The sequence below is a fragment of the Neptuniibacter sp. QD37_11 genome (assembly GCF_047778105.1).
Classification (GTDB): Bacteria; Pseudomonadota; Gammaproteobacteria; order Pseudomonadales; family Balneatricaceae; genus Neptuniibacter.
Genome location: NZ_CP180554.1, coordinates 264,132 through 288,123, shown reverse-complemented (window position 1 = coordinate 288,123; position 23,992 = coordinate 264,132). Strand labels below are relative to the sequence as shown.

At 43.9% G+C, this 23,992-nt stretch carries 30 protein-coding genes; 11 read left to right on the top strand and 19 right to left on the bottom strand.

Going from position 1 to position 23,992, the window contains the following annotated elements:
• Positions 1–29 precede the first annotated feature (29 nt).
• Entirely contained in the window at positions 30–1,013 is a 984-nt protein-coding gene (gene cas7fv, locus ACMXYT_RS18940; RefSeq protein ID WP_415913166.1) for a type I-Fv CRISPR-associated protein Cas7fv, read from the bottom strand.
• Between the two features lie 350 nt (positions 1,014–1,363).
• On the opposite strand from cas7fv, the gene ACMXYT_RS18935 reads away from it, so the two are divergent.
• The gene (locus ACMXYT_RS18935) at positions 1,364–1,597 is read left to right on the top strand and encodes a hypothetical protein (protein WP_415913165.1); all 234 of its coding nucleotides are present in this window, start codon (positions 1,364–1,366) and stop codon (positions 1,595–1,597) included.
• A 272-nt stretch (positions 1,598–1,869) separates the two neighbouring features.
• Here ACMXYT_RS18935 and cas3 read toward each other — a convergent pair whose 3' ends face one another.
• Positions 1,870–4,455: a CRISPR-associated helicase Cas3' gene (gene cas3, locus ACMXYT_RS18930; protein ID WP_415913164.1), complete on the bottom strand. Its 2,586-nt coding sequence runs from the start codon at positions 4,453–4,455 to the stop codon at positions 1,870–1,872.
• Between the two features lie 200 nt (positions 4,456–4,655).
• Between cas3 and ACMXYT_RS18925 the strand changes: the two genes are divergently transcribed.
• Positions 4,656–5,267, top strand: a complete 612-nt coding sequence (locus ACMXYT_RS18925) for a helix-turn-helix domain-containing protein (protein ID WP_415913163.1) — start codon at positions 4,656–4,658, stop codon at positions 5,265–5,267.
• A 45-nt stretch (positions 5,268–5,312) separates the two neighbouring features.
• Here the strand turns inward: ACMXYT_RS18925 and ACMXYT_RS18920 are convergent, their stop codons facing one another.
• Both ACMXYT_RS18920 and ACMXYT_RS18915 read right to left on the bottom strand, forming a co-directional pair.
• Positions 5,313–6,155, bottom strand: coding sequence for a hypothetical protein (locus ACMXYT_RS18920; protein ID WP_415913162.1), 843 nt, complete (start codon positions 6,153–6,155; stop codon positions 5,313–5,315).
• 86 nt (positions 6,156–6,241) lie between these two features.
• Positions 6,242–6,556, bottom strand: coding sequence for a hypothetical protein (locus ACMXYT_RS18915; RefSeq protein ID WP_415913161.1), 315 nt, complete (start codon positions 6,554–6,556; stop codon positions 6,242–6,244).
• A 343-nt stretch (positions 6,557–6,899) separates the two neighbouring features.
• On the opposite strand from ACMXYT_RS18915, the gene tdh reads away from it, so the two are divergent.
• From tdh to ACMXYT_RS18900, 3 genes are all read left to right on the top strand, one after another.
• Positions 6,900–7,907: an L-threonine 3-dehydrogenase gene (gene tdh / locus ACMXYT_RS18910; protein ID WP_415913160.1), complete on the top strand. Its 1,008-nt coding sequence runs from the start codon at positions 6,900–6,902 to the stop codon at positions 7,905–7,907.
• Positions 7,907–8,434, top strand: a complete 528-nt coding sequence (locus ACMXYT_RS18905; RefSeq protein ID WP_415913159.1) for a YgjV family protein — start codon at positions 7,907–7,909, stop codon at positions 8,432–8,434. The genes tdh and ACMXYT_RS18905 overlap by 1 nt, the downstream gene beginning before the upstream one ends.
• A 68-nt stretch (positions 8,435–8,502) precedes the next feature.
• Positions 8,503–9,615 (top strand): hypothetical protein, encoded by a 1,113-nt coding sequence (locus ACMXYT_RS18900; protein WP_415913158.1) that lies wholly within the window; start codon positions 8,503–8,505, stop codon positions 9,613–9,615.
• 276 nt (positions 9,616–9,891) lie between these two features.
• Here ACMXYT_RS18900 and ACMXYT_RS18895 read toward each other — a convergent pair whose 3' ends face one another.
• From ACMXYT_RS18895 to ACMXYT_RS18875, 5 genes are all read right to left on the bottom strand, one after another.
• Entirely contained in the window at positions 9,892–10,239 is a 348-nt protein-coding gene (locus ACMXYT_RS18895) for a hypothetical protein (RefSeq protein WP_415913157.1), read from the bottom strand.
• Positions 10,240–10,293: 54 nt separating this feature from the next.
• The gene (locus ACMXYT_RS18890) at positions 10,294–10,935 is read right to left on the bottom strand and encodes a hypothetical protein (RefSeq protein WP_415913156.1); all 642 of its coding nucleotides are present in this window, start codon (positions 10,933–10,935) and stop codon (positions 10,294–10,296) included.
• 121 nt (positions 10,936–11,056) lie between these two features.
• Complete coding sequence (locus ACMXYT_RS18885) at positions 11,057–11,899, bottom strand: hypothetical protein (protein ID WP_415913155.1); 843 nt, start codon at positions 11,897–11,899, stop codon at positions 11,057–11,059.
• A gap of 23 nt (positions 11,900–11,922) precedes the next feature.
• Positions 11,923–12,222 carry a hypothetical protein gene (locus ACMXYT_RS18880; protein ID WP_415913154.1) on the bottom strand — a complete coding sequence of 100 codons (300 nt, stop codon included), beginning with the start codon at positions 12,220–12,222 and terminating at the stop codon, positions 11,923–11,925.
• 12 nt (positions 12,223–12,234) lie between these two features.
• Positions 12,235–12,417 (bottom strand): hypothetical protein, encoded by a 183-nt coding sequence (locus ACMXYT_RS18875; protein WP_415913153.1) that lies wholly within the window; start codon positions 12,415–12,417, stop codon positions 12,235–12,237.
• Positions 12,418–12,559: 142 nt separating this feature from the next.
• Between ACMXYT_RS18875 and ACMXYT_RS18870 the strand changes: the two genes are divergently transcribed.
• Positions 12,560–13,159, top strand: coding sequence for a LemA family protein (locus ACMXYT_RS18870; protein ID WP_415913152.1), 600 nt, complete (start codon positions 12,560–12,562; stop codon positions 13,157–13,159).
• Between the two features lie 11 nt (positions 13,160–13,170).
• Positions 13,171–14,205: a M48 family metalloprotease gene (locus tag ACMXYT_RS18865; protein ID WP_415913151.1), complete on the top strand. Its 1,035-nt coding sequence runs from the start codon at positions 13,171–13,173 to the stop codon at positions 14,203–14,205.
• Positions 14,206–14,261: 56 nt separating this feature from the next.
• Here ACMXYT_RS18865 and ACMXYT_RS18860 read toward each other — a convergent pair whose 3' ends face one another.
• The 8 genes from ACMXYT_RS18860 to ssb form a co-directional block, all read right to left on the bottom strand.
• Entirely contained in the window at positions 14,262–14,954 is a 693-nt protein-coding gene (locus tag ACMXYT_RS18860; RefSeq protein WP_415913150.1) for a hypothetical protein, read from the bottom strand.
• Between the two features lie 54 nt (positions 14,955–15,008).
• Complete coding sequence (locus ACMXYT_RS18855; protein WP_415913149.1) at positions 15,009–15,665, bottom strand: hypothetical protein; 657 nt, start codon at positions 15,663–15,665, stop codon at positions 15,009–15,011.
• A 9-nt stretch (positions 15,666–15,674) separates the two neighbouring features.
• Positions 15,675–16,037 carry a hypothetical protein gene (locus ACMXYT_RS18850; protein ID WP_415913148.1) on the bottom strand — a complete coding sequence of 121 codons (363 nt, stop codon included), beginning with the start codon at positions 16,035–16,037 and terminating at the stop codon, positions 15,675–15,677.
• Positions 16,038–16,166: 129 nt separating this feature from the next.
• On the bottom strand, positions 16,167–16,340 hold the full coding sequence (locus ACMXYT_RS18845) for a hypothetical protein (protein WP_415913147.1): 174 nt from the start codon (positions 16,338–16,340) through the stop codon (positions 16,167–16,169).
• A gap of 10 nt (positions 16,341–16,350) precedes the next feature.
• A complete protein-coding gene (locus tag ACMXYT_RS18840; protein ID WP_415913146.1) occupies positions 16,351–16,683 on the bottom strand; it encodes a hypothetical protein in 333 nt (110 codons plus the stop codon).
• A gap of 65 nt (positions 16,684–16,748) precedes the next feature.
• Positions 16,749–17,405 carry a Bax inhibitor-1/YccA family protein gene (locus ACMXYT_RS18835; RefSeq protein WP_415913145.1) on the bottom strand — a complete coding sequence of 219 codons (657 nt, stop codon included), beginning with the start codon at positions 17,403–17,405 and terminating at the stop codon, positions 16,749–16,751.
• Positions 17,406–17,528: 123 nt separating this feature from the next.
• Positions 17,529–17,831 carry a hypothetical protein gene (locus tag ACMXYT_RS18830; protein ID WP_415913144.1) on the bottom strand — a complete coding sequence of 101 codons (303 nt, stop codon included), beginning with the start codon at positions 17,829–17,831 and terminating at the stop codon, positions 17,529–17,531.
• Between the two features lie 190 nt (positions 17,832–18,021).
• Positions 18,022–18,681, bottom strand: a complete 660-nt coding sequence (gene ssb / locus ACMXYT_RS18825) for a single-stranded DNA-binding protein (RefSeq protein ID WP_415913143.1) — start codon at positions 18,679–18,681, stop codon at positions 18,022–18,024.
• 388 nt (positions 18,682–19,069) lie between these two features.
• On the opposite strand from ssb, the gene ACMXYT_RS18820 reads away from it, so the two are divergent.
• Together ACMXYT_RS18820 and ACMXYT_RS18815 are read left to right on the top strand one after the other, a co-directional pair.
• Positions 19,070–20,119, top strand: a complete 1,050-nt coding sequence (locus ACMXYT_RS18820; protein WP_415913142.1) for a hypothetical protein — start codon at positions 19,070–19,072, stop codon at positions 20,117–20,119.
• A 73-nt stretch (positions 20,120–20,192) separates the two neighbouring features.
• Entirely contained in the window at positions 20,193–20,534 is a 342-nt protein-coding gene (locus ACMXYT_RS18815; RefSeq protein WP_415913141.1) for a hypothetical protein, read from the top strand.
• Between the two features lie 454 nt (positions 20,535–20,988).
• Here ACMXYT_RS18815 and ACMXYT_RS18810 read toward each other — a convergent pair whose 3' ends face one another.
• Both ACMXYT_RS18810 and ACMXYT_RS18805 read right to left on the bottom strand, forming a co-directional pair.
• Positions 20,989–21,192, bottom strand: a complete 204-nt coding sequence (locus ACMXYT_RS18810; protein WP_415913140.1) for a hypothetical protein — start codon at positions 21,190–21,192, stop codon at positions 20,989–20,991.
• A complete protein-coding gene (locus ACMXYT_RS18805) occupies positions 21,192–21,419 on the bottom strand; it encodes a hypothetical protein (RefSeq protein WP_415913139.1) in 228 nt (75 codons plus the stop codon). Before ACMXYT_RS18805 ends, ACMXYT_RS18810 begins: the two co-directional genes overlap by 1 nt.
• Before the next feature lie 80 nt (positions 21,420–21,499).
• Here ACMXYT_RS18805 and ACMXYT_RS18800 point away from each other — a divergent pair, with 80 nt between their 5' ends.
• On the top strand, positions 21,500–22,021 hold the full coding sequence (locus tag ACMXYT_RS18800; protein ID WP_415913138.1) for a hypothetical protein: 522 nt from the start codon (positions 21,500–21,502) through the stop codon (positions 22,019–22,021).
• Between the two features lie 317 nt (positions 22,022–22,338).
• The gene (locus tag ACMXYT_RS18795; protein ID WP_415913137.1) at positions 22,339–23,988 is read left to right on the top strand and encodes a prepilin-type N-terminal cleavage/methylation domain-containing protein; all 1,650 of its coding nucleotides are present in this window, start codon (positions 22,339–22,341) and stop codon (positions 23,986–23,988) included.
• Positions 23,989–23,992: the final 4 nt, after the last annotated feature.

The following is a 23,992-nucleotide window of genomic DNA, read 5'->3' as shown; positions in this document are numbered from 1 at the left end:
ACAGGGCTTTAGGCGCTTTATGATTGACCTTAAACTGCTTCGTAGTAAACCGCGTAAGCTGAATCAGCTTCGTCATTAATCGACTCAGGAGATGTTTTGATGCGCATCATGCGACCACTGTCGTTGTAGTCCACATCCATGCTATCCACAGCCATCCAGCCTTTGGCCTGACGAATAGATAGGTTTTCAATCAGTTCAAGCGTATTTTCAACCAAGATCTCAATCGCATCCTGATTCAGCAGGATGCCACACTCAGGTTCGGCATATATCGATCCAATACGTGCGTAATTACCAGCAGTTGCTACAGGTTTACGCTCACCGGAGAAATCCAGTTCAGCCAGCAGTGCGGTCAGTTGCTCAGCGATAAATTCCGCTTCACTGAAGTCTTTAATTTCCAGTGCGGCACGGTCATTCTTCTTATCCAGAGAGATGAATTGCAGATCTTCAATGGATAGGCTCATGTGGGCTAAATATTCGGTCTCACCAAATGTGGTTTTGGAATAGATAGAGTTCTCATCTTTCTCACCACTGTTGCCGAACTGCTCGTAGTTACCGTTACCCAGTTGTTCTACAAAATCTTCGACCAGAAGAGGGGATTTACGCTTAGTTTGCGTGGCTGGAATAACAAAACCACGAATCAGACCGCTCAGGCTCAGCAGGATTTTAGCCGGATCTTTTTCGCTCAGTGAGTTTTTGTCTTTCTTGTTTTCACGATTTACATAATGCAAATCATCCGCCTGCTCACGGAACATATGGTGGCGAATACAGTTCTGGGAGATGTACATTGGCGTTTTGCTAAAATCGACATCCATTGCAGATTTTTTGTATTCATAACCGGTGTCTTCTTTTACCTTGCCGGTGCGGTTGGTATAACCACGAAGCTTAGGCATCAGATGGTTATTCAGTTCCTTGCCATCGGGTCCCATTACGGCAACGGTACCATTCCAGTTTACTACGCCAAAACCCACTGCTTTTACCTTGATATCAAGGCTGCGGATGCCATTTATTTTCATTTATGATTAACCTTTTTGTTTTTATTTAAAAATCCACTAATTGGACATTTAATTATTTATCGTTATAGTAAATAGGCACATCCGTTCCGTCAATCTATTTTTGTTATTTTTTAAGCCGCGCAGTGGCGGTAAGCCCGGGGTATCTGCGAAGATAAGTCCCTTGTTTTCCTTCGAAGCCGCGCAGTGGCAGCAAGCCCATCTCTAAAACTATTCAAGCCAAGATTTTGTCTTTGAAGCCACGCAGTAGCGGCAAGCTTAGATTCTTTTTGGATGAACGTTCTTGCTATACTTTGAAGCCGCGCCTTCGCGGCAAGCTATAATCTGATCGTGTTGAAAGTAGGGACGACACTTTGAAGCCGCACTATGGCGGCATACTCAGCCGTGCAGACAGCATTGTTGGCGTAGCTTTTTCAAAGCCGCGCAGTGGCGGTAAACTTCTAATTCATCATGAGATCTTGGTGGCTAATTCTTTAAAGTCGCGCAGTGGCGGCAAGCTATTAGTTATTTGGAGAGCTCTATCAGCACCTCCTTTGAAGCCGCGCAGTGGCGGCAAGCTAGTGATTAGGGGTGTGAATGGGAGGTGATGGACTTTGAAGCCGCGCAGTGGCGGTAAACTTGGATGCCTTCTAAGACACTTTGCTGTTGCTCCTATAGAAGCCGCGCAGTGGCGGCAAACATATAATGTTGCCCCGAGACAAGATGATAGCTGTTTTAAAGCCGCACAATGGCGGCAAGCGATGACGATGGTGTTTATGCCATTACTGTTTCTCTTTGAAGCCGCGCAGAAGCGGCAAATTATCTGTTTGTTAAAGAGCGTTATGGCCGCGCAGTGACGGCTATTGGGTGTGATTAAAAACTAACTTTTGCTTATGGTGCTCAACGAGAGAAACCCGACATCCTGTCGCTTTGTCTGAACGTAAATGATGGAAGACTCGTTGTTTTCATCCTGCCCGATACTCCGTAAATCATCTGGCGTAAATGACAGAAAGAGTGGAAACTCGTCTGACAGTGAAAGATTCAGGAAAGTCTTTTCATTCATTTGCTTTGTTTGTTTTCTGTTATATTTAGTCTCATCCAGTTGATGTGCGTACCGCTTAAAATCATTTACCAACTCGTAATTCTCTTTGTAGAGCAGGGCAACTTCTTTATTAACGCTAAACTGTGGAGAATAGTCGCCTGTGGCCTCCAAACTATTATCACCGAAGGTAAATACGGCAGCATGGGCATAATGACTTACGCCCCGTAGACTGTTTTTGGCATTCTTCTTAGTTTTTGTCTTTCTCTTGGTCCCAATAATTTCTACTGGGTCCAATACGTTGTAGGTGATATTGGCATAACTTTCACGCAAGGCTTTAATGGCATCGCCTTCCAGCGCTGCAATCACCTCATCTTGCTGATAGAACGACTGATACAGAGTATAAAGTTCATCCAACGTGGCGGGCTTACCGGGTGTAAGCTCATTGCTGAGAAATTTAGCCCAGTGCACCGCAGCGTGTAGCTCATGTGACCGATGAAGTGTGTGTAAAATGGGCCCTTTGATAGAAGTTTTATCACCATTCAACCCAACCCCTTTCGGTAGGCAGAGCGTAAATTGGGCTTCGAAGTCTTCACCGTATCGATTACAGCGCCCCAGACGCTGCAACACGTTTTCCGGCGTGCTTAACTCCGTAATTACATGGTGTGATGTGATGTTCAGTGAAGCCTGTACGATAGGACCGCTACGCAACACTGACCGATCAGCTGGACTGAGATCGCCAAAATTTCGCAGTATCTCCCGGAACACCTGATTTTTAACCGCATTAGGATATTTTGAATGTGCCAATAAACTTGGCTCATTCTCATGGTGTCTCATGTAGCCGAGCTGTGCGGTCGTTGCACTGTTCGAGATAATGATGGTCTTCTTATCACACTCAACGGCCTTCGTGATCGGATTGTGCGCTGTGTCACTCTCGTCGATAGAAGTCAGTTCGATCCGATAGGGAACCTCATTGAAGGTTTTGAAATTCACTACCGGCGTTGTTGAGCTCCGTGGGTGGTACAGCTCCAATACACGTTCAAGGAAGAAGTAGTTGGGTGTCGCTGACATTAGCAGTGTCGGGTAGCGAGGCAATGCCTTTTTTAGTTCAATGATTTCAGAGAACAGTAGGTTATACCCAGATAGGTTATAAAACTCATGGTACTCATCAAACACCAACGTAGAAGTCAGTACATCGAGCAGTAAATCAACATTCCCATGCGTTGTGATGGTTTTAGCCAACTGATCAATGGTGGTGATTGTGATGTTGTGGCGGTATTCCGAGTCTTCCACAACCCTGAAGGCTTGCTTATCACCCATATACACCCGTTTATCCGCACCGGTGGCTAACTCAATAGAGACACCTTCAGGAAGGTACTGAGAGGTCAGTTCTTCGAATAACCCTTGGCAAATAACAGTGCGAGGCGTTACGTAGTATATTTTTTTGGCCGCAATTTCTTTTGTGTATGACAGGGAGATTTTAGTCTTGCCTGAACCTGCAGGGCCATTCAGTACCGACACACCGTCGATCTTAGATAAGGCTTCTGCGGCAGTAGCCTGACGCTGCGCTCGTTTTGCATCCTGAGTAAAAACAGGATACGCCTCCATCTTTGCAATGTAGTCCGTAAGGTTAGTGGTAGTGTGCTTTGCTAATACATCTTCTGCGAGCTTTGCTGCATCATCAGGGCTTTCAATCTTCACTCCGGAAGAAACCAAACGGTCAGCAGTAATCAAGGTAGTTCGCAGTAATGAGCAGATGGATTCTACTTGGATGTGATTCCGGATGATGTCCATATCATCTACGAAATTGCCAATTTGGTAAGCTTCCTTGTAGCCCGGCAGGGAGCCTAATGGCTCAAAATTATCATCATCAACATCGAAGTTGACGGACACTTCACCTCCAATCAACGCGGGTAATGTTGTATTCAAATACGTCATGCCCGCCTTAAAGGCCTCTTTCCGGGCACTGACATAGTTGGCGATGCTATTGTAGGTCAGAGGCTCACGTCGTATTGGTTTGGCGTGATGCCATAGCGCTACACTCATCACCATTTTGGTCTGAGCGACATTGAGACCAGTCAGTTTCCGCCTGTCTGTGCAAAATTGATTGATCAGATAGTAAGAGATTTCATTATGACGCGGCATTGACTGAAAGTTATGTTTTTTTTCAGCCGCCTTAGTCGGGTAGTGGTGAGAGCCGTTACCCTCATCCCTTACCGATTTCTCTGCGAAATATTGTTGGATATCGGGATCGATTTTACCGATGTCATGCAGGATTCCCGCATACATAGCCATCTTGCTTAACTTATCATTGGTAAAATCACCCAACGTAACGCCAAGTGCTTTGATAAGCGCAGAAGAGAGTAGGCCTACATTGGCCAAGTGCTCCGGCAGGGAATGTCCAGATGTATTTGCAATAATATTCATAGATGGCGCACTTATTATTTTGCGTTATAGTAAATATGTTGCCTGCTGCAGTCAAGCAGTGACTAATAAATACAAGGCCGTTAAATAAGGTCGTTAGTTCGTAGAAACTTGCTTGATACAGATTAAGAATTATATTAACGCCGGATGCAGATCTTACTATCAGGGTGTATAATTACACGGAACGTTTATGGGAGATAAAGATGCAGGTAGATAGAGAGTTTTTCGGCGAAAGAATTTTTCATGTTAGACAGGTTTTACATAAATACACGTATGAAGAAGTCGAAAAAGCGCTCCGCATACCATCAAACACCATACAAGCTTGGGAAAAATTAAGAGAAGGCTCTGAAGCGAGCTTCTCAGAGTTAGATCGCTTTTGCCGCTATTTTGGAATCAATACGCGATGGGTGTTAGAAGGCTGTGGCAAGATGGCTCTTAAGCGTGGACCTGAGTACCCTGAAGGCGTTTCTGTAATTCGACCTCAAGCTGTGCTTCCTTTTTTGGATGGGAGGGCGGTTAAGGTGGTTAGGCGTCTTCCTACCTACGAGATACCTAAGTCAAAGAACCGGTTTGTAATTGAAGTGAATGATACGATCTCAACTCCTTTCCAGAAAGGGGAAAATCTCCTTATTGCTACGGATAAAGTTCCATCTGAAGATGCTTACGTTTTTGTTAAAGAATCGAGCGGAATCCTACTAGGTCAAGCCAAGGGTGGAAGAAAAATTGGGGATGGCATTGAGGTTACGTTAGATAATGGACGAACTTATCCCTCGCAGGCCTTTATTGGCACCGTGGCCATGCAGTGGCGCCCATAGTGTTCTAAAGACACACCCCTTAGAAGATAGGGGTGTGTCGAGCCCTCAAATATCGAAACTGCAGTCTCGTTGAGGTTTTTTCATATGCCGACGAAAATCGTCCATATCCGGGGTCTGCTCTAAGTAAAAACCTTCTTTCAGGTTTTGATTGGCGTGATTTAGTTGCGACCAGTCATGGACTTCCAAACTTTCCATGATATCCGTCGCTTCTAGGTGCCATTGGTTGTCGTAACAATAATCAGTCCCTAACGCCACCTCCTGACCACTAAGGGCTACAAGCTTTTCAAAGTATTGGCGCTGCTTAACATTCTGAGGATTGTAGTTGAAGCGTTGGCGGTTTTCAGTGCCTACATCGATTCTGAGCTTTTCATAGAGGTCCCGAAAGGCTTCAGCCTCTAATGGGTTACTAATATCAAAGCAGTAATGCTGAAGCTTTGTCGTAAGTGTTGATTCATGCGCCAAATAGTCTTCTTTGCTCTCAAATTCGCAGACTTTGCCGTTTTCGAGCTTCCAGTAACGCTCTGGGCTCTCGCCTTCATTGTAAACCACACTGGTGAAGCGTCCACCGGGCTGAATCTTATTCTGGTATGACTGCTGTGTTAGCATGTACTCTAGGCCGCCGTAGGCTTCTAGTTGAGACTGGGTAAACTGAAAAATCTGTTCCCCAGCAGACTTCAGAATCTTAGGCTGCGAAGCTTCTCGGCCAATAACGGCGCGGAGTGATTCAATAACGGCCAGTGGGGTGGAGCAGCGATCCCTGAAGCCTCTAAGTCCCGTCACTTCGATTTGATCTACGCGACCTTCTTCATCGCGATGTAAGTCCATGCGCCCACCTTTCATCAGAACCACTTCCTGAAGGTGCTTCATTTCACCAATATGTGTAGACATGTTGGAGCCTCATGTAATTGTTAATTATTATAATAATACAGGATTTATCCGCATCTTGACACTCTAATTGTGGTTATTATTTGCCGTTAATGCATTTTTCTAAATACCTTTAAATCCGCATACACTGTGTCGAATGACTCTTCGAGGCCTTCGATCTCAGCATATTCTTTCATTTCTATAATACATTGCTGCTGACTCGGACGTGCAATTAAAGGCCTTCGGCATTTTCGATAGGCCTTCCCTAAGATCTGGTGTGCCTCAGATTTAGAATAAAATGCATCCCATTTCTTATCAGCCTGTATGCCAAGGGGAGTGCGGATAAAGAAATAAACCAAAATTGCTAATATCGTACTAATAAATACAGCTTTTCCGGTGTTTTGTGGGTAGAAAGAAATGGCCATAACAGTCCTCGTTTACTTTTATTGTTTGAGAGTAGAGTATGAATATTTCCTTTGAGCTGCAAGCTAAAAACTACATAACACGTTGTTTTTTAGTGGTTTGTTGACATTGTCAATACGTCGTTCAGTGTCAGAAGGTACAACTATAACCATATCCAAGGGAGTTAATAAAATATGACAACCGGTATTGAAATTTATAACCATTATAATTAATATGCTTTAAGAGCGCCCCGTAGTACCCGTAATTCCTTGTTTTTTGGGGGTTATTGAGGTTGAGCCTGATGGAATAGTGCACCACGGCCAGCGTCATTTAACGCAATAATAATAAGAATAAGGTGATACTCATATGCGTGTCCTCAGTAAACTGCATGCCGAAAAAGGCATTTGGCAGGAAGATAAACCTGTACCTGAAATTTGTCAGGATGAGGTGCTAATCAAAATATCCAAAACGGCTATTTGTGGAACAGATGTCCACATTTACAACTGGGATCATTGGTCTCAGAAAAACGTACCCATTGGCACAACCTTAGGTCATGAGTATGTAGGTGTTGTGGAGGCTATAGGCAGCACTGTTACGAACGTGGAGGTGGGAGATCGTGTAACCAGTGAAGGGCACATCGTTTGCCACCAATGTAGGTACTGCTTAGATAAAGTTTACCATCTCTGTCCACACACGCTAGGTACTGGCATTCATAGAGATGGCGCTTTCGCAGAGTATGTGGCTGTTCCAGCATTTAATGTAATACGCATACCAGAGTTTGTCTCTGACGAAACGGCTGCGATCTTAGATCCATTTGGGAATGCTGTAAATTCAATCTACAAAGCCATAAAAGAGGGAAGTGAGCGTGTTCTTATTACAGGGGCAGGCCCGATAGGTATCATGGCTGCTCTAACATTGCAGAAGATGAACATCCATGTAACTGTCTATGATATCAGGGAGCATAGGGTGAAGCTCGCTCGTCAAATGGGCGTTAAGCATGTGCTAAATCCAGAAAGTACACTCTTTAGTGATCAACTAAACTATGATTGCGGAATCGAGATGGCCGGTAGTTATGAAGCTCTTGAGGTATTGCTTGAGAGGGTTGATAACGGGTCAAATGTAGCCGTTCTTGGTGTGGCTCCTACCAAACGTAACTTATGTTTACATAATCTTATTTTTAAAGAAATTTCCCTGAAAGGTGTTTATGGTCGTGAGATGTATCAGACATGGACGCAGATGTTTGCTTTACTCTCAGAAGGCTTGAATATCGAGCAGGTTATTACACATGAATACCATGTTGATGATTTCGATGAAGCCTTCCGTATGGCGGCCTCTGGTGACGCTGGCAAAGTCCTAATCGATTGGAGTGAATGATGGATTATCTGCAGGGCCTTACTTTGCTTGAGTGGGGTGCAATGGGGGTGGGTGTAGTCTCACTCCTTGCCATGCTTAAGTGCACTTTTGATCCCGGCCGTAAAACGATTATCTGGCTTTCAATTGGTACCTACACCTATGCAGCACATTTCCTGCTTTTGGGGGAAATTGTTGGTTTTGTTGTGAACTGCGTATCAGCAACTCGCAATGTGGTTGCATACAAAATGCATAAGTCCAAGTTAGTCTTCTTTATTACAGTCGCAATCATGCTGGGCTTGTCAGCTTATTTTTATAATAGCCCTAAAGATCTTTGGATTATGGGTGCTAACCTATGCAGTTCCTTTTCAATTGTCTTCTTAAGCGATCGTTACATAAAGCTAGGCCTTGTAATCGCGTATATTCAAAGTTTTATTTATTCAGTGCTGGTGGGTTCCCTCCTCGCGTGTCTAATTATTTTTGTATTGGTAGCTGGCTTGGCGAAAGGCTATATGAAGGACCGGAAGCTTTTTACTGAAACGACTCAATAAAGTTAATAATGGTCATTGCTTTTATTATATTGTAAATTAAAGGCATGTAACTTTAAGACTCTATCCCTATGAAATTATTTATTCCTATTGTTGGTTCTCAACTACGCCTATTAAAACCTGCTACGGTTAGCGTTAAATATGCTAGTCAAAATAACAAGTTCATTAAGTCTTATGAAGAAATGAACAACCTTGCCGTTATGAAAAGTCGAAAAACCGATATCAACCTACCCAAGGGCCTAGAGTTAACGGTTGATCGAGTCTATATTCGCCAAGGTGATAGTGCGGATTATAATAGCCTAACCTTCAAGACTCAGGGGGACGAAATGGCTGGAATCCCAAAAGGGCGGTTTTTCTTGTCAGTGGATATGGTGAATACACTTGATGTTAAGGTCGTTGAGTCTAAGCCGGATTTGGATTTACCGCTCCATAAGGTAATTTCCAAAAAATGGGATAGTTATAGCCATAACGCACGGGTTTCCAGTTACAAAATTCTAAAAGACATCATGGGCGATACTCCTGTTTTGGGTTCTGGTAAAATCTCAATTAACTTAGTCACGGAATTGGAAAGGCACCAAGCGGCACTTGATGAATGTCTTGAATCTGCTGGTTTTCAAACAATTGTTGAGGCAAAAGAGAGAATTATTGAGACCCATGGTGAAGGTAGTTTTGAAAATATTTGCGAGGAACTGGCCTTTGCTCGGAAGTCGCTGATCGATCGTACCGAGATTCCCGCCTTTACCTTTGATCAATATGCGGTGAATGGTGAAATCGTCCTCAGTCTCCAGAATACCTTTCATAAAGACCATTTCGCCTTCGGTGAGATTCTAGATCAAATGTACCACATTATTAGGTGTGTAAAATACGCACTTACCGGGGATCGGTATACCCATGTTGGAGTTAAATCGAGTATTGACTTGGTTTCTTCCACAGGCAAAACGCCGTTCACTACGGCGGGTGCTCGCTATGGCATATCCCAAGAGTACGGTGCGCACATCTATAGAAATCCAGAGGATGAAGCTGAGGCGTTACTCTTAGGCTCTAGCTTTAGTAAATCAGTGCTGCTGCATACGAAAGAATACAAAAACCATCCATTCGCTTATGAATTTGAAGGCGAGGCTATTGAAGTACCAGCCTTGCGTCGAGAGTTTAATAAGCGCCTCAAGACTGCCGAAGCTGATTGATTGTTTTAGCCAAGCCAATGGTTATTGGCTTGACTATAGAAGAGCTCGATTAGAGTTCGAGGATATAGTTTCGTATATAGGCAAATAAAGGTAATGCCCCGCCTAAACAAGCAAGGATGAAAGGCATTTTATTGGCTTGGATACATGTTATCAGAGTAGAGATACTCGATTGTTGTGAAAGATCCCGCTTATTCTTAAAACTATAAATCTTTATTTGAATTAGACCGACCACCAAAGAAATGACTGAGATTGCTGTTAGTAGTAACAAAAAACGATTCATTCTATTTCCAATACATTAGCTGAGATGGAAGCTTCATAGTGATAGGGTGTGCCCCAATCATTTATTTCTGGCTCAGGTAATTTTGTTAGCACTAGGAATGTGCCGGGTTTGAAATCGATCGAAGCACCCCCAATATCTGCATAGTGACCTTCAGATCCGCCATACTTGCAAATATCCTCTTCAAGATCGCTATCTTGCAGTGCGTTTTCAAATTCTTCCATGGTGCAGTTGTAAGGCTTCACACGGAAGTCTAGCCGGTCGGGATTGCTATCAATCGTGCCATGGTGATCGACGCTAACGCCCTTATTTTCAGTCGCGTCTAAGTAAGCTATGAGTGGTTTCAAGGTGCATCCTCTATCCGATATGTTTAAACTTATTATTCTGCAGTAATGTCAAAGCTAGTTTGACAGCTTGGTTTTAAGGCCATGCTTATTGGATGTTGCGTTGAATTTATTAGTCACGAGTTCCGTCATGTCGGCACAGATGATATTCGCTAGCCTAACCAATCCAATGTAGAGTAAGTTGCAATCTTTCTGCAGAGTTTCCTTTGCTTCATCCAATGGAATTCCGCCCCGGTAGCCTTTCTTGGCGCGCATTACTTTCTTGATATGATCCTGTAGTCTCCCAGCATGCGTAACGATGCGCAAAATTAGATTACACAAACCGCCATCGGGATACTCTACTTTAAAATCAAATTCTGGGTCAGTACTCAGCTGCTGCAGTGGGATTCCAAGGGACTCTGCAACTCGGTCAAGCGAAATCACAACGTCAGCCAACTCATCAAGCACAGATTGCATTATCGCTCTTTGCCCTTCAGATAAATCCTCAATAATACATTTCGGTCTCTCTGCTTGTGTTATGTATGCAGGAAGCCTGATGCCTGCCAATAACCAGTCATGCACAGCCTCGGTAAGCTCACCCACCTCACCCCCCAGCTCAATTGTCGTGAAGGGGAGGTCATCTATTGAATTGGCTTGTCCCGCCCACTCGATGCCTCGCTGTGCATTAGCTTCACGCAGTTTCTTTAAATCAAGCGCCATATTGTCTCCAAAATTCTACTAATCAATATATTATAAGGATAAATAAAGTTATATCAATTCTTTGAGTGAGTTACTAAAACTCTTTACAAAAAGCCGGGATTACCCGGCTTTTTAGTGCTGCTTAACTGGCGATTTTCAACCTCTTGCGATGCTTTCTTGCCTTCCGGCCTGATGTGGGCGCGCGAGCGCGAAAGCTTTGATCATTGAAGCCGTGCCCAGAAACCCGATACTTGTCTTCAATTTCGGCTGTAGCAGGCTCATTCACTCGAAGTACGCCTGATAGATACATTGAAAGTTCCTGAAAGGCGGTATAAGCATCCATTACCTTGTAAAACTGTAAGTCCGACAAGCAGGGGTTGAGTTCTATTGCGACCTTGTACCGGTAATGGTCCGTCATGTTCCAGTCATTTTTTTTGCGAACAATGGCAATAGGTGATTGATGATCCATCAATATTTGATTGGCCCAATCCTCTTGGATTGGCTGAAGTGCAGCAGTGAGACCTTCCTGCGTATAAATAGGCAGTCTTCCAAATCTTTTAGCATCATCCGAGAGGCGGGCTCTATCGTACTTATTGCCGTGCTTAGAAATCGCATCCTCTACTTGCTCCAATGAGAAGCAAGTTACCTTCTTCACAATGTTATGACGATATCTGTCCTCTACAGGGATGCTGGCATCACTGTAACTAAAAGTAATATAAGGATAAGCCTTGCCCGAAAAGATGACTAAGCCTTGATCGGTAGGTACTAAAAGACAGCCCGGAAATGTATTACTGCCATATGGGCGGTTATCGCACCTTAAGCTTGGCCTCTTCCTAATCCATTCATGAAAGTTTTCATTTAGTTGCGCAAGTGGAGAGCCGATAACTTCCACGGTGGTTGTTTTTCGATTGTAAACCAATTTCTTATCGGTGCCGTGAGCTAGCACGGCATCATAGAAGTCATTAAAATCGCTCTTTAACAGCATGTATGCTACCTATCTAATCTTGATTAGATGTGAAGATCTGCCAAAATAGCAGACTGTAAAAACGCTACAATTTCTGCTGCGTGCACGTTGTCTACTTTAAAGACATAGGGTTCACCAAGATTATCTTTCACTGTAATAATGGTGATGCCTTTTTTAAAATGTAAATCAACGGATGCAGACGTTGGTTGCTCAGAAGGGTTCTCTTGGGTGTAAATATTGAAGTGCACTACCGCACGCCGCCCATCTTTGTCGGACAGGAGAATGCGCTGACAGTCCATCACGTCAATATAGCTATAACTTTGCCCGTCATACTGTACAGCCAAACAAACCTCGACTTATTTCTGTTTAACAATAGGGGAGAAAGCCCCACTTTTTCCTGACCCTTCAGAAGAGAAGAATTGTGGCTCATCTTCCATAAGTGTTAGCGGACCTTTACGTAACTTACTAAGTGCCGCTGATTTGCTTTCAAATTCTTTCATACGCAAAGTAACAGCTGCATCAACATCAGGGTTTGTCATTTAGCACCTACAGTCCATTATTTAAAAGATGATTAATTATACTATAACGTAAATTAAAATCAAGATGTGGCCATCTTGCATATCTCACATTCTTTCTATACCATCTGATAATATAACGAAATTTATTATGAGGATGTACTGCATGGAAATTATGATTGGTTTGGGCATTGTTCTGGCTATTTTGGCGTTTGTTGTGGTGAGCGCATATAACGGGTTGGTATCACTCCGTGCTCAATATAAAAATGGCTTTGCGCAGATTGATGTGCAGTTGAAACGTCGCCTAGACCTTATTCCAAATCTAGTAAAGACCGCAAAGACCTATTTGGATCACGAAAGTGAGGTGTTGGTTAAGGTAACTGAAGCTCGCGCGCAGATGAATAAAGCCCGTGAAGAAGCGAAAGCAAATCCGGGTGATGCTACAGCAATGGCTAACCTTGTAGCAGCAGATCAGGTGTTAGGCCAAGCAATGTCTGGCTTCAACCTACAAATGGAAGCTTACCCTGACTTGAAGGCCAATGAGACAATTGGTCAGCTAATGGAAGAATTGACCAGCACTGAAAACAAGGTTGCCTATTCACGACAGGGTTACAATGATCTAGCGCAGGCATTTAATGAGAAGCGCCAGTCATTCCCAACTGTCATGTTTGCTGGCATGCTCGGTTTTGGCACCGACGCAACCCATCTCGAGTTTGCTGAGCCTCGCGAAACGCTTGAAGCAGCCCCTGAAGTGTCTTTTGATTAATAGGCTTTTCTATGAACTTTAGACAGCATCAGGATAAGGCCAAGAAAAACACGTCTCACTTAATGAAGCTGTTTACGATGATGGTACTGATTGCATCCTCTGTTTTGGGTGCAATTAGTGCTACGGCGCTGATCTATCAGCTTGAAAGTATGGCAAGCTTAAAGCCAGAGCTGCTCCGGGATATCATTTATGTTCAACAATTTTGGCTTATTTTTGCTTCTTGCTCCGGTATTATTGCGCTCATTTTCTTCTGCTCTTACTTTATCTCTAAGCGAAGCAACAAGGATGGTCATCGAGTCGCGCTAGCGATGGGCGGCATTGCTGAGAAAGATATTAAGGACAACAAGGAGCTGGGATTAGCTTATCAGCAATTAAAGAATATCGTCGAAGAGATAAGTCTCGCTGCTGCCATTAAGCCACCATCACTTTATATTATTGATGATGATGCAATTAATGCTTTCGCTGCAGGTGCTGAAGAGGGTGGTTATGTAATTGGTGTTACAGTAGGCGCAATGGATGCATTTAATCGCGAACAGATGTCAGGTGTTATTGCTCACGAGGTAGGGCATATTGTTAATCGCGATGTAAACCTAAATGTTAAAATTGCAGCTTGTGTGACAACGTTTTCTGGCCTCTATATTTTGGGTCGTATTGCAATCGAGCCTTATGGAGATCGAAAGCACCCGGCTGTTATGATTATTGGCTTAGCCTTAGTAATCGTTGGTTTATTAACCCAATTTATGGGCAGTATTATTCAAGCGGCCACCTCTCGGCAACGTGAGTATCTAGCTGATGCGAGTGCTGTTCAATTCACGCGCTACCCGGATGGAATTAAAGAAGCCCTTGAAATCATTAATGGGTCACGTGAGCCAAACACTCAGCTTAGTAGCGCTAAAGCTGGTGGTTATTCGCACGCCTTTATTTTTGGTTTTAAGCAGAAATCACTTATGTCGACACACCCGCCTACTGAGGATCGGATAAAGCGCTTAAGTGGTTTAATTAAAAAGAAGGCTAAGCAGGTAAAACCCAAGAAAGCAGCTTGGTAATTAGGCTTCTAAAAACCCGGCTTTGCACCGGGTTTTTCTTTCCAATATCGGCAAAGCTATTCCGGGATTACAAACCTAACAGAGTCTAATCGGTCATCAATTATATCGCCGATCTCTTCTTTACTTAACTCAATATCACTGGCCTGCAGTGTTAGATTGAGGTTGTTCTCGAATGCCCCACTTACATTAATTGTAGTTTGGGGTAAGGAGTGTCCCATGAAGCAAAATTCAAGGGATCTCAGCACAGGATAGACAGCCGCTTTGATAATCAATGCTTTGACCTCATTATCCGTCCAGCCATCAGGAAGTTTTGCTTCTTCAGGTGTTATGTTAACCGTAATCTGCTTGAATTGATGGCGAGGGAAGCGCGGGCCTACGTTTTCAAATTCATGCTTCTGTGAAACGGTATAGTTAACATAGCCATGCAGGCGATGCTGAAGTCGCTGAACTGGATCATCCTCTTCCCGATTTCCCATTGCATCAACAATTAACGCCGTACTCTTAATTAGGTACTCGTCAGGAACGATATTGCACTGAATGTTACTATCATAGAAGACGGCCTCAACCTCCGTTTCAGGATAAAACGTGCGGACGTTGCATCGCAGATCTTCCTTCAACTGTGCTTTATTCATATGGTGCGTAAATGGAAGTACATCAAACTCGCCATTAAGCGTATTCACTTCAGCTTTGTCAAAGTAAACCGTCTCAGGCAGTTCTGATTCAGTCCAGTAAGCCCTGTCAATCGCCATCAATCTCCCGTCATTCACTGATCTTTAGCCAAGGAGAGTAAAGCGAGGTGGAAGTTAACTTTTTCCTGAGCCGAGAAGAACTCTAAATAGACTGGCCGTCACGACGGGGGTGAACTCACGATATGAGCCTGTATTGGGCAGCTCCATAGGTTCAATATGTGCCCGACTAAAGCGTGTGCCACATTCTGCATCTATTTTACGCCACACATCCTGCAGTGTGTGACCAACACGATTTACATACTTGTCGTGATACTTTGGCTTTTTGAATTTTGGATAATTGTCAGGCGGCAATCCGGTAGCAGCTTTGCACCATAGAAGCTCATAAAGCTCACAGTCAGTCGAGGTGTTGGCGGCAGGCACCGTTACGTCGTTGCTTAACTTCTCATAATCCTCATTGATACGGCTTAGGTACGTACTTTCACTGAGTACGGATGCTTTTGCTTCCAATAAACAGACCACACAACCGAAGCTCATCGGATCTACGCTGATAATCGCCAGATCTACACACCGTCTTCCGTGCAACGGATGCTCCAGTACAGCCATGTACTGATCCGGATACTCTTCATCTAATAACAGTTCGAGCTCATGACACAATCGCGCATTAAGTTCTAGCTCTGAACCTGAAAAGAACAGGCGCCTTGCCAATCCCTGCCCATCAATATTGTTAATAGCTCTTTCAAGTAAACCCGCCCATTCCATATGTAATTCCATCCCTTCCTGTTAGTTAAAACTATTGGAGGATTCACTGTAATTCATAAAATCGATATCAAATTTCCAGAAACTGCAATTGTAGCCGACAATCTTGCGTTTTTTCTCATAACTATCATACTGATATTCAGGTTCAGGCGGGAAACATTGGCGCATATGCGCACCATGATTTTTTAGTGTTCGGCGGACTAAACCCTTAAGCTGGCTTGTTGTTCCTCGGGTATGCTCAGCAGGGTAAATTAGTACGGTAAAATTCCCGTATCGCCCCCAATCATCCAAGACAGCTTCTTTCACAAGCGGATTATCATTTAGTACCTCACAGGCCAAGCGCATAGACTCAATCTGTGCATCGGTAGTCCCAGTTTCCTGCGCCATCTCTTATCTCCTTTATATTTCCTTATAATTATAATGAAAAATGCGCTATTAGCAAGATTCCAAGAGTGTCTCAGTGATCTGTAACAGGAATAAGACGGATGAATAATCGACAAAACAACTTAATTTGAGTTATAGATTTCCACAGCGCTGCTTCAGTTGCTTCAAGGTAGGACGGTAACGTGCGGATCGGTCTTTAAAGCGAATAGCATCTTCATCAAGTTGCTTAAAAAGACGCTGCTTGGCTTTTTCGGGATTTTCTAGGGGCTTTCTTGCTATTTCCAATAACTCTTTGCTTAGTGCCATAATAACCTCATTAGAAAGGGCAGGGTGAATTAATTAGACTTTGCGGAAAGCGGGTATAGTACGCATCAAATAACGCATCCTCGGACATGTAGGGAAGTCGAGCAAGTGAATTCTTATCTCTTAGGTAGTTGCGGTAGTGCTCATCCACTTCACTAAAAGGGATGAACGGGCATTTGGCAATGATGGCGCTAGCCTGCGTCAACTGAGCTTCAGTGCCTAACACCTTCAATATATAAGATTGTTCTTTGTGGCCAATATTAATAGCATTCCCGTCAGTTAGCTTTTTCCGGTAACCGGAGCATTTTAATCCAGCGCCGACGGTATTTAGGAGTAATTCATGCATACTGTTCTCACTTAGCAATAAGAGACCCGCATTGAGCGGGTCTGGTAAGTTAAATAGACAGGTCTTTAATCATCGCCAGCCAAGCCAACAAGCTGAAGTAAGCTCAGGAAGATGTTGTAAATTGAGACAAAGAGCGTGACCGTTGCTGATATGTAATTATCTTCACCGCCATTAATTATCATCTGAGTCTGCCACATGATTACTAAGCTGGAGAATAAGATAAAGGCACAAGATATCGCTAAAGACAATGCGGTCATTTGCAAAAATAGATTCGCGATAACTGCAACCATTAAGACTACACCGCCTGCCAGTAGGAAACCTGTGAGCTTGGATAGATCACGCTTGGTGGTTAATGCGTAAGCAGACGTTGCAAAGAAGGTGAGGCCGGTACCTGCAAGAGCCGTTACAACTGCGTCTCCATGTCCTGCACCGATGTACTTATTTACAATCGCTCCAGCGGTATAGCCCATGAAGCCTGTTAGTGCAAAGCAATAGAAAAGGCCTGACGTTTTGTTGCGATTCTTTTCAGTTAGCCACATTAAGCCGTAAAACCCTACTAACAGAAGAATAATGTTAGGGGAAGGCCAATTCATTAATGCTGTAACGGTAGCAATGCTGGCAGAAAAAGCCATCGTTAAGCCTAATAGCATATAGGTATTACGCAGTACTTTATTGGCTTGAGCTGACTGCGAAGTGGAATGTAACGTAGAACTGTCGTACATAAATACTCCAAAAATTATTGCATACTACCCTATAATGGCAAATAAATAATTTATTTTCAATTTAATAACTAAAAAACCCGCTAAAAGTGCGGGCTATTTGGAGTGAGCTTGCAGCTACAGTTCTCAGATCTGAATTTCAGGTGTTTTAATGCGGCGCATGCAACCGATATTATCAAACACAACCGTTTCAGAACGGCGATGAGTATTACTCTTCCATACTTTGGTGTGTGGAATCTTATTGCGTTCCAAAGCCGCTGTTAGAGGCGGTGTAAAAACGTCCTTAAAACCGTAGGACATATGCGCTGTGTCTTTAGTGCCTGTTATTGCACTGTTACGACAGTGAGCTAGCTCGCTAGATACGCGCTCTGCAGCGGCACGATCCTGAGGTGAAACTTTTACTGTAAAATGGGGTGTGCGTAGAGACATATTTAGCTCCTTAATAACTCATGAATCTCCAGAAAGCGCATTATTATACAGATATTTACAAAGAATTCAAAAGGTGGATTGATTTATATTATAAATAATATTTGTCAGCTAAGAATGTATTAAACACCTATCAGGTAGAGGTAATAAAAAAGCATCCTTAGGATGCTTTTTGGTTAAAATTACTGACTTATCAGTGACCCGCGAACGGGATATCGTCATCAAAATCATCAAACCCCGGCGCTTGTTGTGGTGCTGGCGCTGGTGCTGGTGCTTGTTGTGGTGCTGGTGCAGGAGCTTGTTGTGGTGCTGGTGCAGGAGCTTGTTGCGCATAGCCACCCTGCTGTGGAGCCTGCTGTGGTGCTGGAGCCTGCTGTGGTGCTGGAGCCTGCTGTGGTGCTGGAGCTTGTTGTGGTGCTGGAGCCTGCTGTGGTGCTGGAGCCTGCTGGTAGCCGCCTTGCGCTGGCTGCTGGTATCCACCTTGTGCAGGTTGCTGCTGTTGGCCACCCTGAGCACCTGCGGAATCAAGCAGTTGCATTTCGCTTGCTACGATCTCCGTAGTGTAGCGATCTTGGCCACTTTGATCTTGCCACTTGCGTGTGCGCAATGCACCTTCAACGTAAACCTTGCCGCCTTTACGCATGTATTCGCCAGCAATCTCGGCCAAGCGGTTAAAAAATACCACACGGTGCCATTCAGTACGCTCTTGCTGCTGACCTGTCTGCTTATCTTTCCAAGACTCAGACGTTGCAATAGTCACGTTAGTTACTGCATTGCCGTTTGGCATGTAGCGAACCTCAGGGTCACCCCCAAGATTTCCCACCAAAATTACTTTATTCACTCCACGTGCCATGATCTTTCCTCATATTTTTAGTTATTTTAGGGATGACCCTATATACTATTAATTATAACGAAAATTATATTGAATTGCTATAGTAGGCGTGGCTCAACATCTACATGATTTACAGGTATTTTATGTCCATTACTACTTTAGCCATGCTGATCAAAATCTATTATTCCTTTAGCTCATAAACTGCAGTTATAGAATTAATTCAATTAGAATCCAATGCCTAAGTGAGCTTAAATTCAAGGACTATGATTTCTTGAATTCATTTGAATCAAGTCCTTTTGCAATATTGTGGTTTTTAGATTTTCTACATGAAATACCTCACCATCATAAGGATTGAATGGGGTAAATTTTTTTGTCATAATCAAACAAGGAATATGAACAGGGCCTTATCATGCTAGATATCTACCTCAATCACTTGACACCTAAGGATCGCGCAAAAGCACTGGGATTTAATGTTGAGCAGGTTTGGCAGGCCAAGTCAGTTGATCGAGTTCACCTATTATCGTCTTTAGATGCAGGTACTGATAAGCATAGTGATTCAGTTTTCGTAGCTAAGGATTTATCGAAACTGACCGTTCAAACACATGAAGGCTACATTTCAGGCACGGACATTCTTGAATGCGCGCTTCAAGCGGTCGCTCAGGGACCTGAGGATTACCTAATCCGCACTATTTCACGTGAGCTTACGGAGGAGTATGGTCAGCTATCACTCGTCATGAACACCCTTCGATATGAGGATGCCTTCTGCCCTGACGTCACCAGTCCTGAAGCTGCAAGGCTATTGCGAGAATTGCTGCATACGGCCCGAATTGACGCCCTTGAGTTTGATATCAATGGCCAAACTCAACTTATTCTCCTTGAAGATCATAAGATGCGACGCACATCTGACCACTTTCATATCATCAACAATGCACTGGATTGGGAAAAACATCCAGTGGTTCATGAATCACTCGACGACTTTAACCTAACGTTCCATGTTGATGAACAGCAAAGACTTTTTGAGGCGCGCAGAGAGAGTGGCGACATTATTGCGCAGGTTTATATGAAAGAAGGCTTAACCGAGGTCGCTGATGTTAAGATTAAAAAGGCCTTCCAAGGACGCGGCATCGCTAACGCTCTTTATGACCAGATTGAAGGGTTTACCGGTAAGGAAATCATCCCTTCAGAAAACCTAAGCTATGATGCTTACCGCCTCTGGCTGAAGCGGAAGCCTCATCTTATGAGAGATAGCCTTTATAACTACAAAGACTTGCTTTTGGGAGCTGAGATCGATGTTAATGGCGAAAAGCGCACCATTGTGGATGTTAGGCATGAGGCTATTGGTTATTCCACTCGCTCTGGTTCTAGCTTCCCAATGTCACTAACTGAGCTGGAGGAGAGAGGGGTAGTGAGCCGCATACCTGAAGATTCAAAGGATAGTGAATTAACACCGTATTATTAATATTATTATAATATTGAAGGAATTGCGCCTCTATGTGATAATGTTCGGATAATAACAAAAATAGAGGTGCAGTATGTACCGTTCTGCCTTGGCTATTCTACTACTATCTTCCAGTACTGCATCCGCATTGCAGCCGCCTGTTAAAATCACGGAACCTGCCTGTCTATCGGCAGTTAATTTAAACATCGAGCACAAAACTGTTGTTGATGAGGCTCTAGCCGACCACAAGAAGCAGCAAGTACTCCGTTGGGTCGAAGGGGATAGTCCTTACCTTACTAAGCCAGACTTGGTTTGTGAGTATGTATTGGAGAACTATTGGGTGGAAGCGGGTCCCGATAGCTATGAACTTGTTGTTAGAAAGACCTATACAGGCAATGAGTCCATAGGAGATGCTACTGAACCACTAGCTTGGTGATAGATGTAGTCAGCAGCATTTTTAGTAATCAAATGCCTTAAAGAAAGGCAAGAGGGTTGGCTGCCAAATAGCGCCATTTGTTGGCGATTACCTTGAGTGTAGCCAGAGTTCGATTGTCAACTTTGTGAGTCCCTCGGACGAATCCATACTCCTGCTGCAAATATGAGAGAAGAGTAGTGGATTTAAGGGAATCTGAACCGTGAATGCACCGGCTCATCATGCTGCGCATGAAAAGCGGCTTCCTGCTCCGCGACCCCAGAGGGTCGAGAGCGTGACAGGTATTCTCTGTTGGTTTAGGGAACTTTTGCCCTTTAACCACTGTTCACTGTATCCATGGGTCAGTTTTAAAATGATCGCCCAGAAACGGGCGGCAATGTTATAAGCGGCATTAAGATCCGCATTGTAAATCTTGCCCGTGCTGAACGTAGCTATTGATCTCCCTGTGATAAATAAATTAAGAGTGGTAAAGCGATAAGCTACAGTGTCCATTGCGGAAGTAGTGTTTGTTGGCAAAAGCTCCACTGCCTATCTTACTTTCATCTACGTAATTACGAGCAACGCTGGGAATACTATCGCCCAGTTTCCAGCGGGCGACCCCCTGACCATTTACGGTCAAGTTAACAAGAACTTGATGTTTGTTAGATTTAGTTTGTCGCATTATTTATACCTGACTATTTTGGTGTAAGACACACGGTTTTCTTTCAGCACGTTTTCGATGCGACTGATCCGACGTGAATCATTATGGAATATCAATGTCACTAGAGGGTCATCTTCAATCGGGAGTGCAGGCTGAGCTTCATTAGGTGTAGGAATCCTATACTGTCTCTTCACCATCTGATATGCCGAGTCCGGCAATCTTAACTCGATGCACACCAGTGCTTTCATTTTTGTACCTTACATTAATTTATTTTCCTGTTATTATAAAGATAATTAATAATAAAACAATATTAGTTGCAGGTATTTTTATGGATCAGAAGCCTGTATTTCTTATTGGTGGGGAATTACTGCCGTTTGCCCCAGAACGTGGTGAAGAAATTCAGCATTGTTGCATGACACTTAGTCCCACAGGGCGGGGAAAGTCCTTTCTATTGGAACAATTAGCAAAGGATCAAGGTATTACTTTAGAAGAGCTTGAGGCGCAGCTTGCGCCGAGCGAAGAGGAGCTGGCGCGAGAAGCGCAGCGTCGAGAATGTGAGCGCAAGAAAGAAGAGGCGCGTCATTTTGCTGTCATTGATGCTTTTTGGGCCCACTCGGACCCAGAAGATCATGAGTTTTACAACCTTCATGACTATCTGTCATTGTTTTTAAATATTAAGGAACCGCAAGAGCAACATATTCTCTGGCTGATTAAGCAGCTCCCCAAAGATGTGGTTTATGAAGGTTTTAAATGGGGTTTTTGCGATACTGGGGTTCGTGACGACTGTTGCGAATATATTGAGGTCAACAAAGCATCCCTAATTGTGAAGCTTGAGCAAACTAAATTCTAGTCCAGCGGGTTGCAGTACTTATGCTGGGTATTGCAGCCTTTCGTGACAGTTTGGTCAATTTCATTAAGTTGAGACTGCTTCTTATAGAGTGGCTCTATACACAATTGACATCCTCCTCGCACTAAAAGTACGGGGCTTGTCGCGTTTTTTAGTCATCTAGGGTTTCCTTAGGGCGTCTTTAGGTGTGCACTACAAACCATCAATGTTACATCAGAATGGGTTGTGCTGGCGTTGAACTGTTTTTGGGTTGGCACTTCCAAATAGGGTCATTATTTATTATATTAAAAAACAATAAAAACAATAATTAGATTTCACCCATGAACAGAAGTAAAGGTTTTACTCTAATTGAGCTTATTCTCGTGCTGGCTTTAGTGGCCTCTGCCATTGTGTTGGCAGCACACTACCAAAACCATGAGATACGCCAAGTACAAGCACGGAAAACCGGTCAGCTATTGTACCAATACCATAATGCGATTAAAGCGTATGCGATGAATGGTGTGAATGATTTCGCCAGTGTTGTGGTTGGTACCCGCACGGGTGTAAATTGGTTGAAAGGTACGGGTTGCGGCGGTACGGCCAATAAAGATTACTTACCGTGTACTTTCCCTGAGACCTTGTCTTTTGGACAGCTCGAGTTTAGTGCGAACGTGACGAAAGGCTTAAATGCTGATGGTGATGAAGTGATTAATATTACTACAAACACCACACCTTTTACGACGCTGGATGGCACACCTCGGTCTGATTTGGCCGGTATCGCTGCTATGGCAACTGCGGGTTACTCCTCGGTATTTGCCCCAATCTCATCAACCTTTGGCGACGTAAGTTCTGATCCTAAGACTGCTGTTATAACCATGACGGCCTTTAATGCGCCGGGTGGGGATGATGTATGGCTTCGCACCAATGGCTCTAATGACATGAAGGGCTCTATCAATTTCTCCGGCGTTGATGCAGAAGACAACAACCTGACAGGCGTTAATCGCATTACAGCTGAAGATGGGGGTGTGTTAACACTGGGTGACGCTGGCTCTTTAACGGGTGATCTGGTTGTTGAATACGATTCGGATATTTTAGGCCAACTTTATGTTCAAGATGATCTAAATGTAGATGGCATGGCAGATGTACAAGGCAATGTTCGCTCTCATGCTAATGTCATTGCGGATGTTGATGTGGGTGCTGGTCGACATGTAAGAGCAGGGAGTGAGGTTAGGGCAGGGACAGATGTTATTGCGGGCTCGGATGTGAAGGCGGGTCGTAATGTGGGGGCTGCTAATAACGTAACTGCTGGACAGGATGTGATTGCAGGCGATGACTTGGAAGCTAGAGATGACCTCATGGTTGGCGATGATGCAAGTATTCTTGGCAATATCGACATTGATGGCAACGCTGTAGTAGGCCAACGCCTTGATGTAATGCGAGATCTCTTTGTTCAAAATAATTCAACTCTTCGAAACCTTAATGTTACTGGCAACACCACAACCCGCTCTATCTCAGCCTCCGGAGACATTTCTTTAACAGGCTACCTTAATCTTGGAAGAACTGTTTCAGAAGGAGGGAGTTGTTCACGTAGAGGCTCGCTTGCGAAACTTTCGTCGGGAGCGGCTGTAAGCTGTGCCAATGGGAAGTGGGAGAAGTTGAACGGAGGTACTGCACCACCGCCACCGCCTACCCCTAGGGTATGCCAAGGTTCGACTTTTAATGCAGCTCAAATTTATAGAACTTATCGCCAATATGCTTATTATCGATGGGTAGGCATAAGTGTGCCAACAGCCTTTGTTGGGGATTCGCAAACCCAATCACGTACCTATAAGCCTATGTCATCTGTAACCTTAACCGCCCGCACAACGCGCAATTGTTTGAGTAATGGTCAGTGGGGTAATCCAAGAATCTCAATCAGTTGCAGGAATCACATTGCGTTTGATATTTGCGGCATTTATGGATACAACCGATTGACTCCCCGGAGAGGGTAGGTCG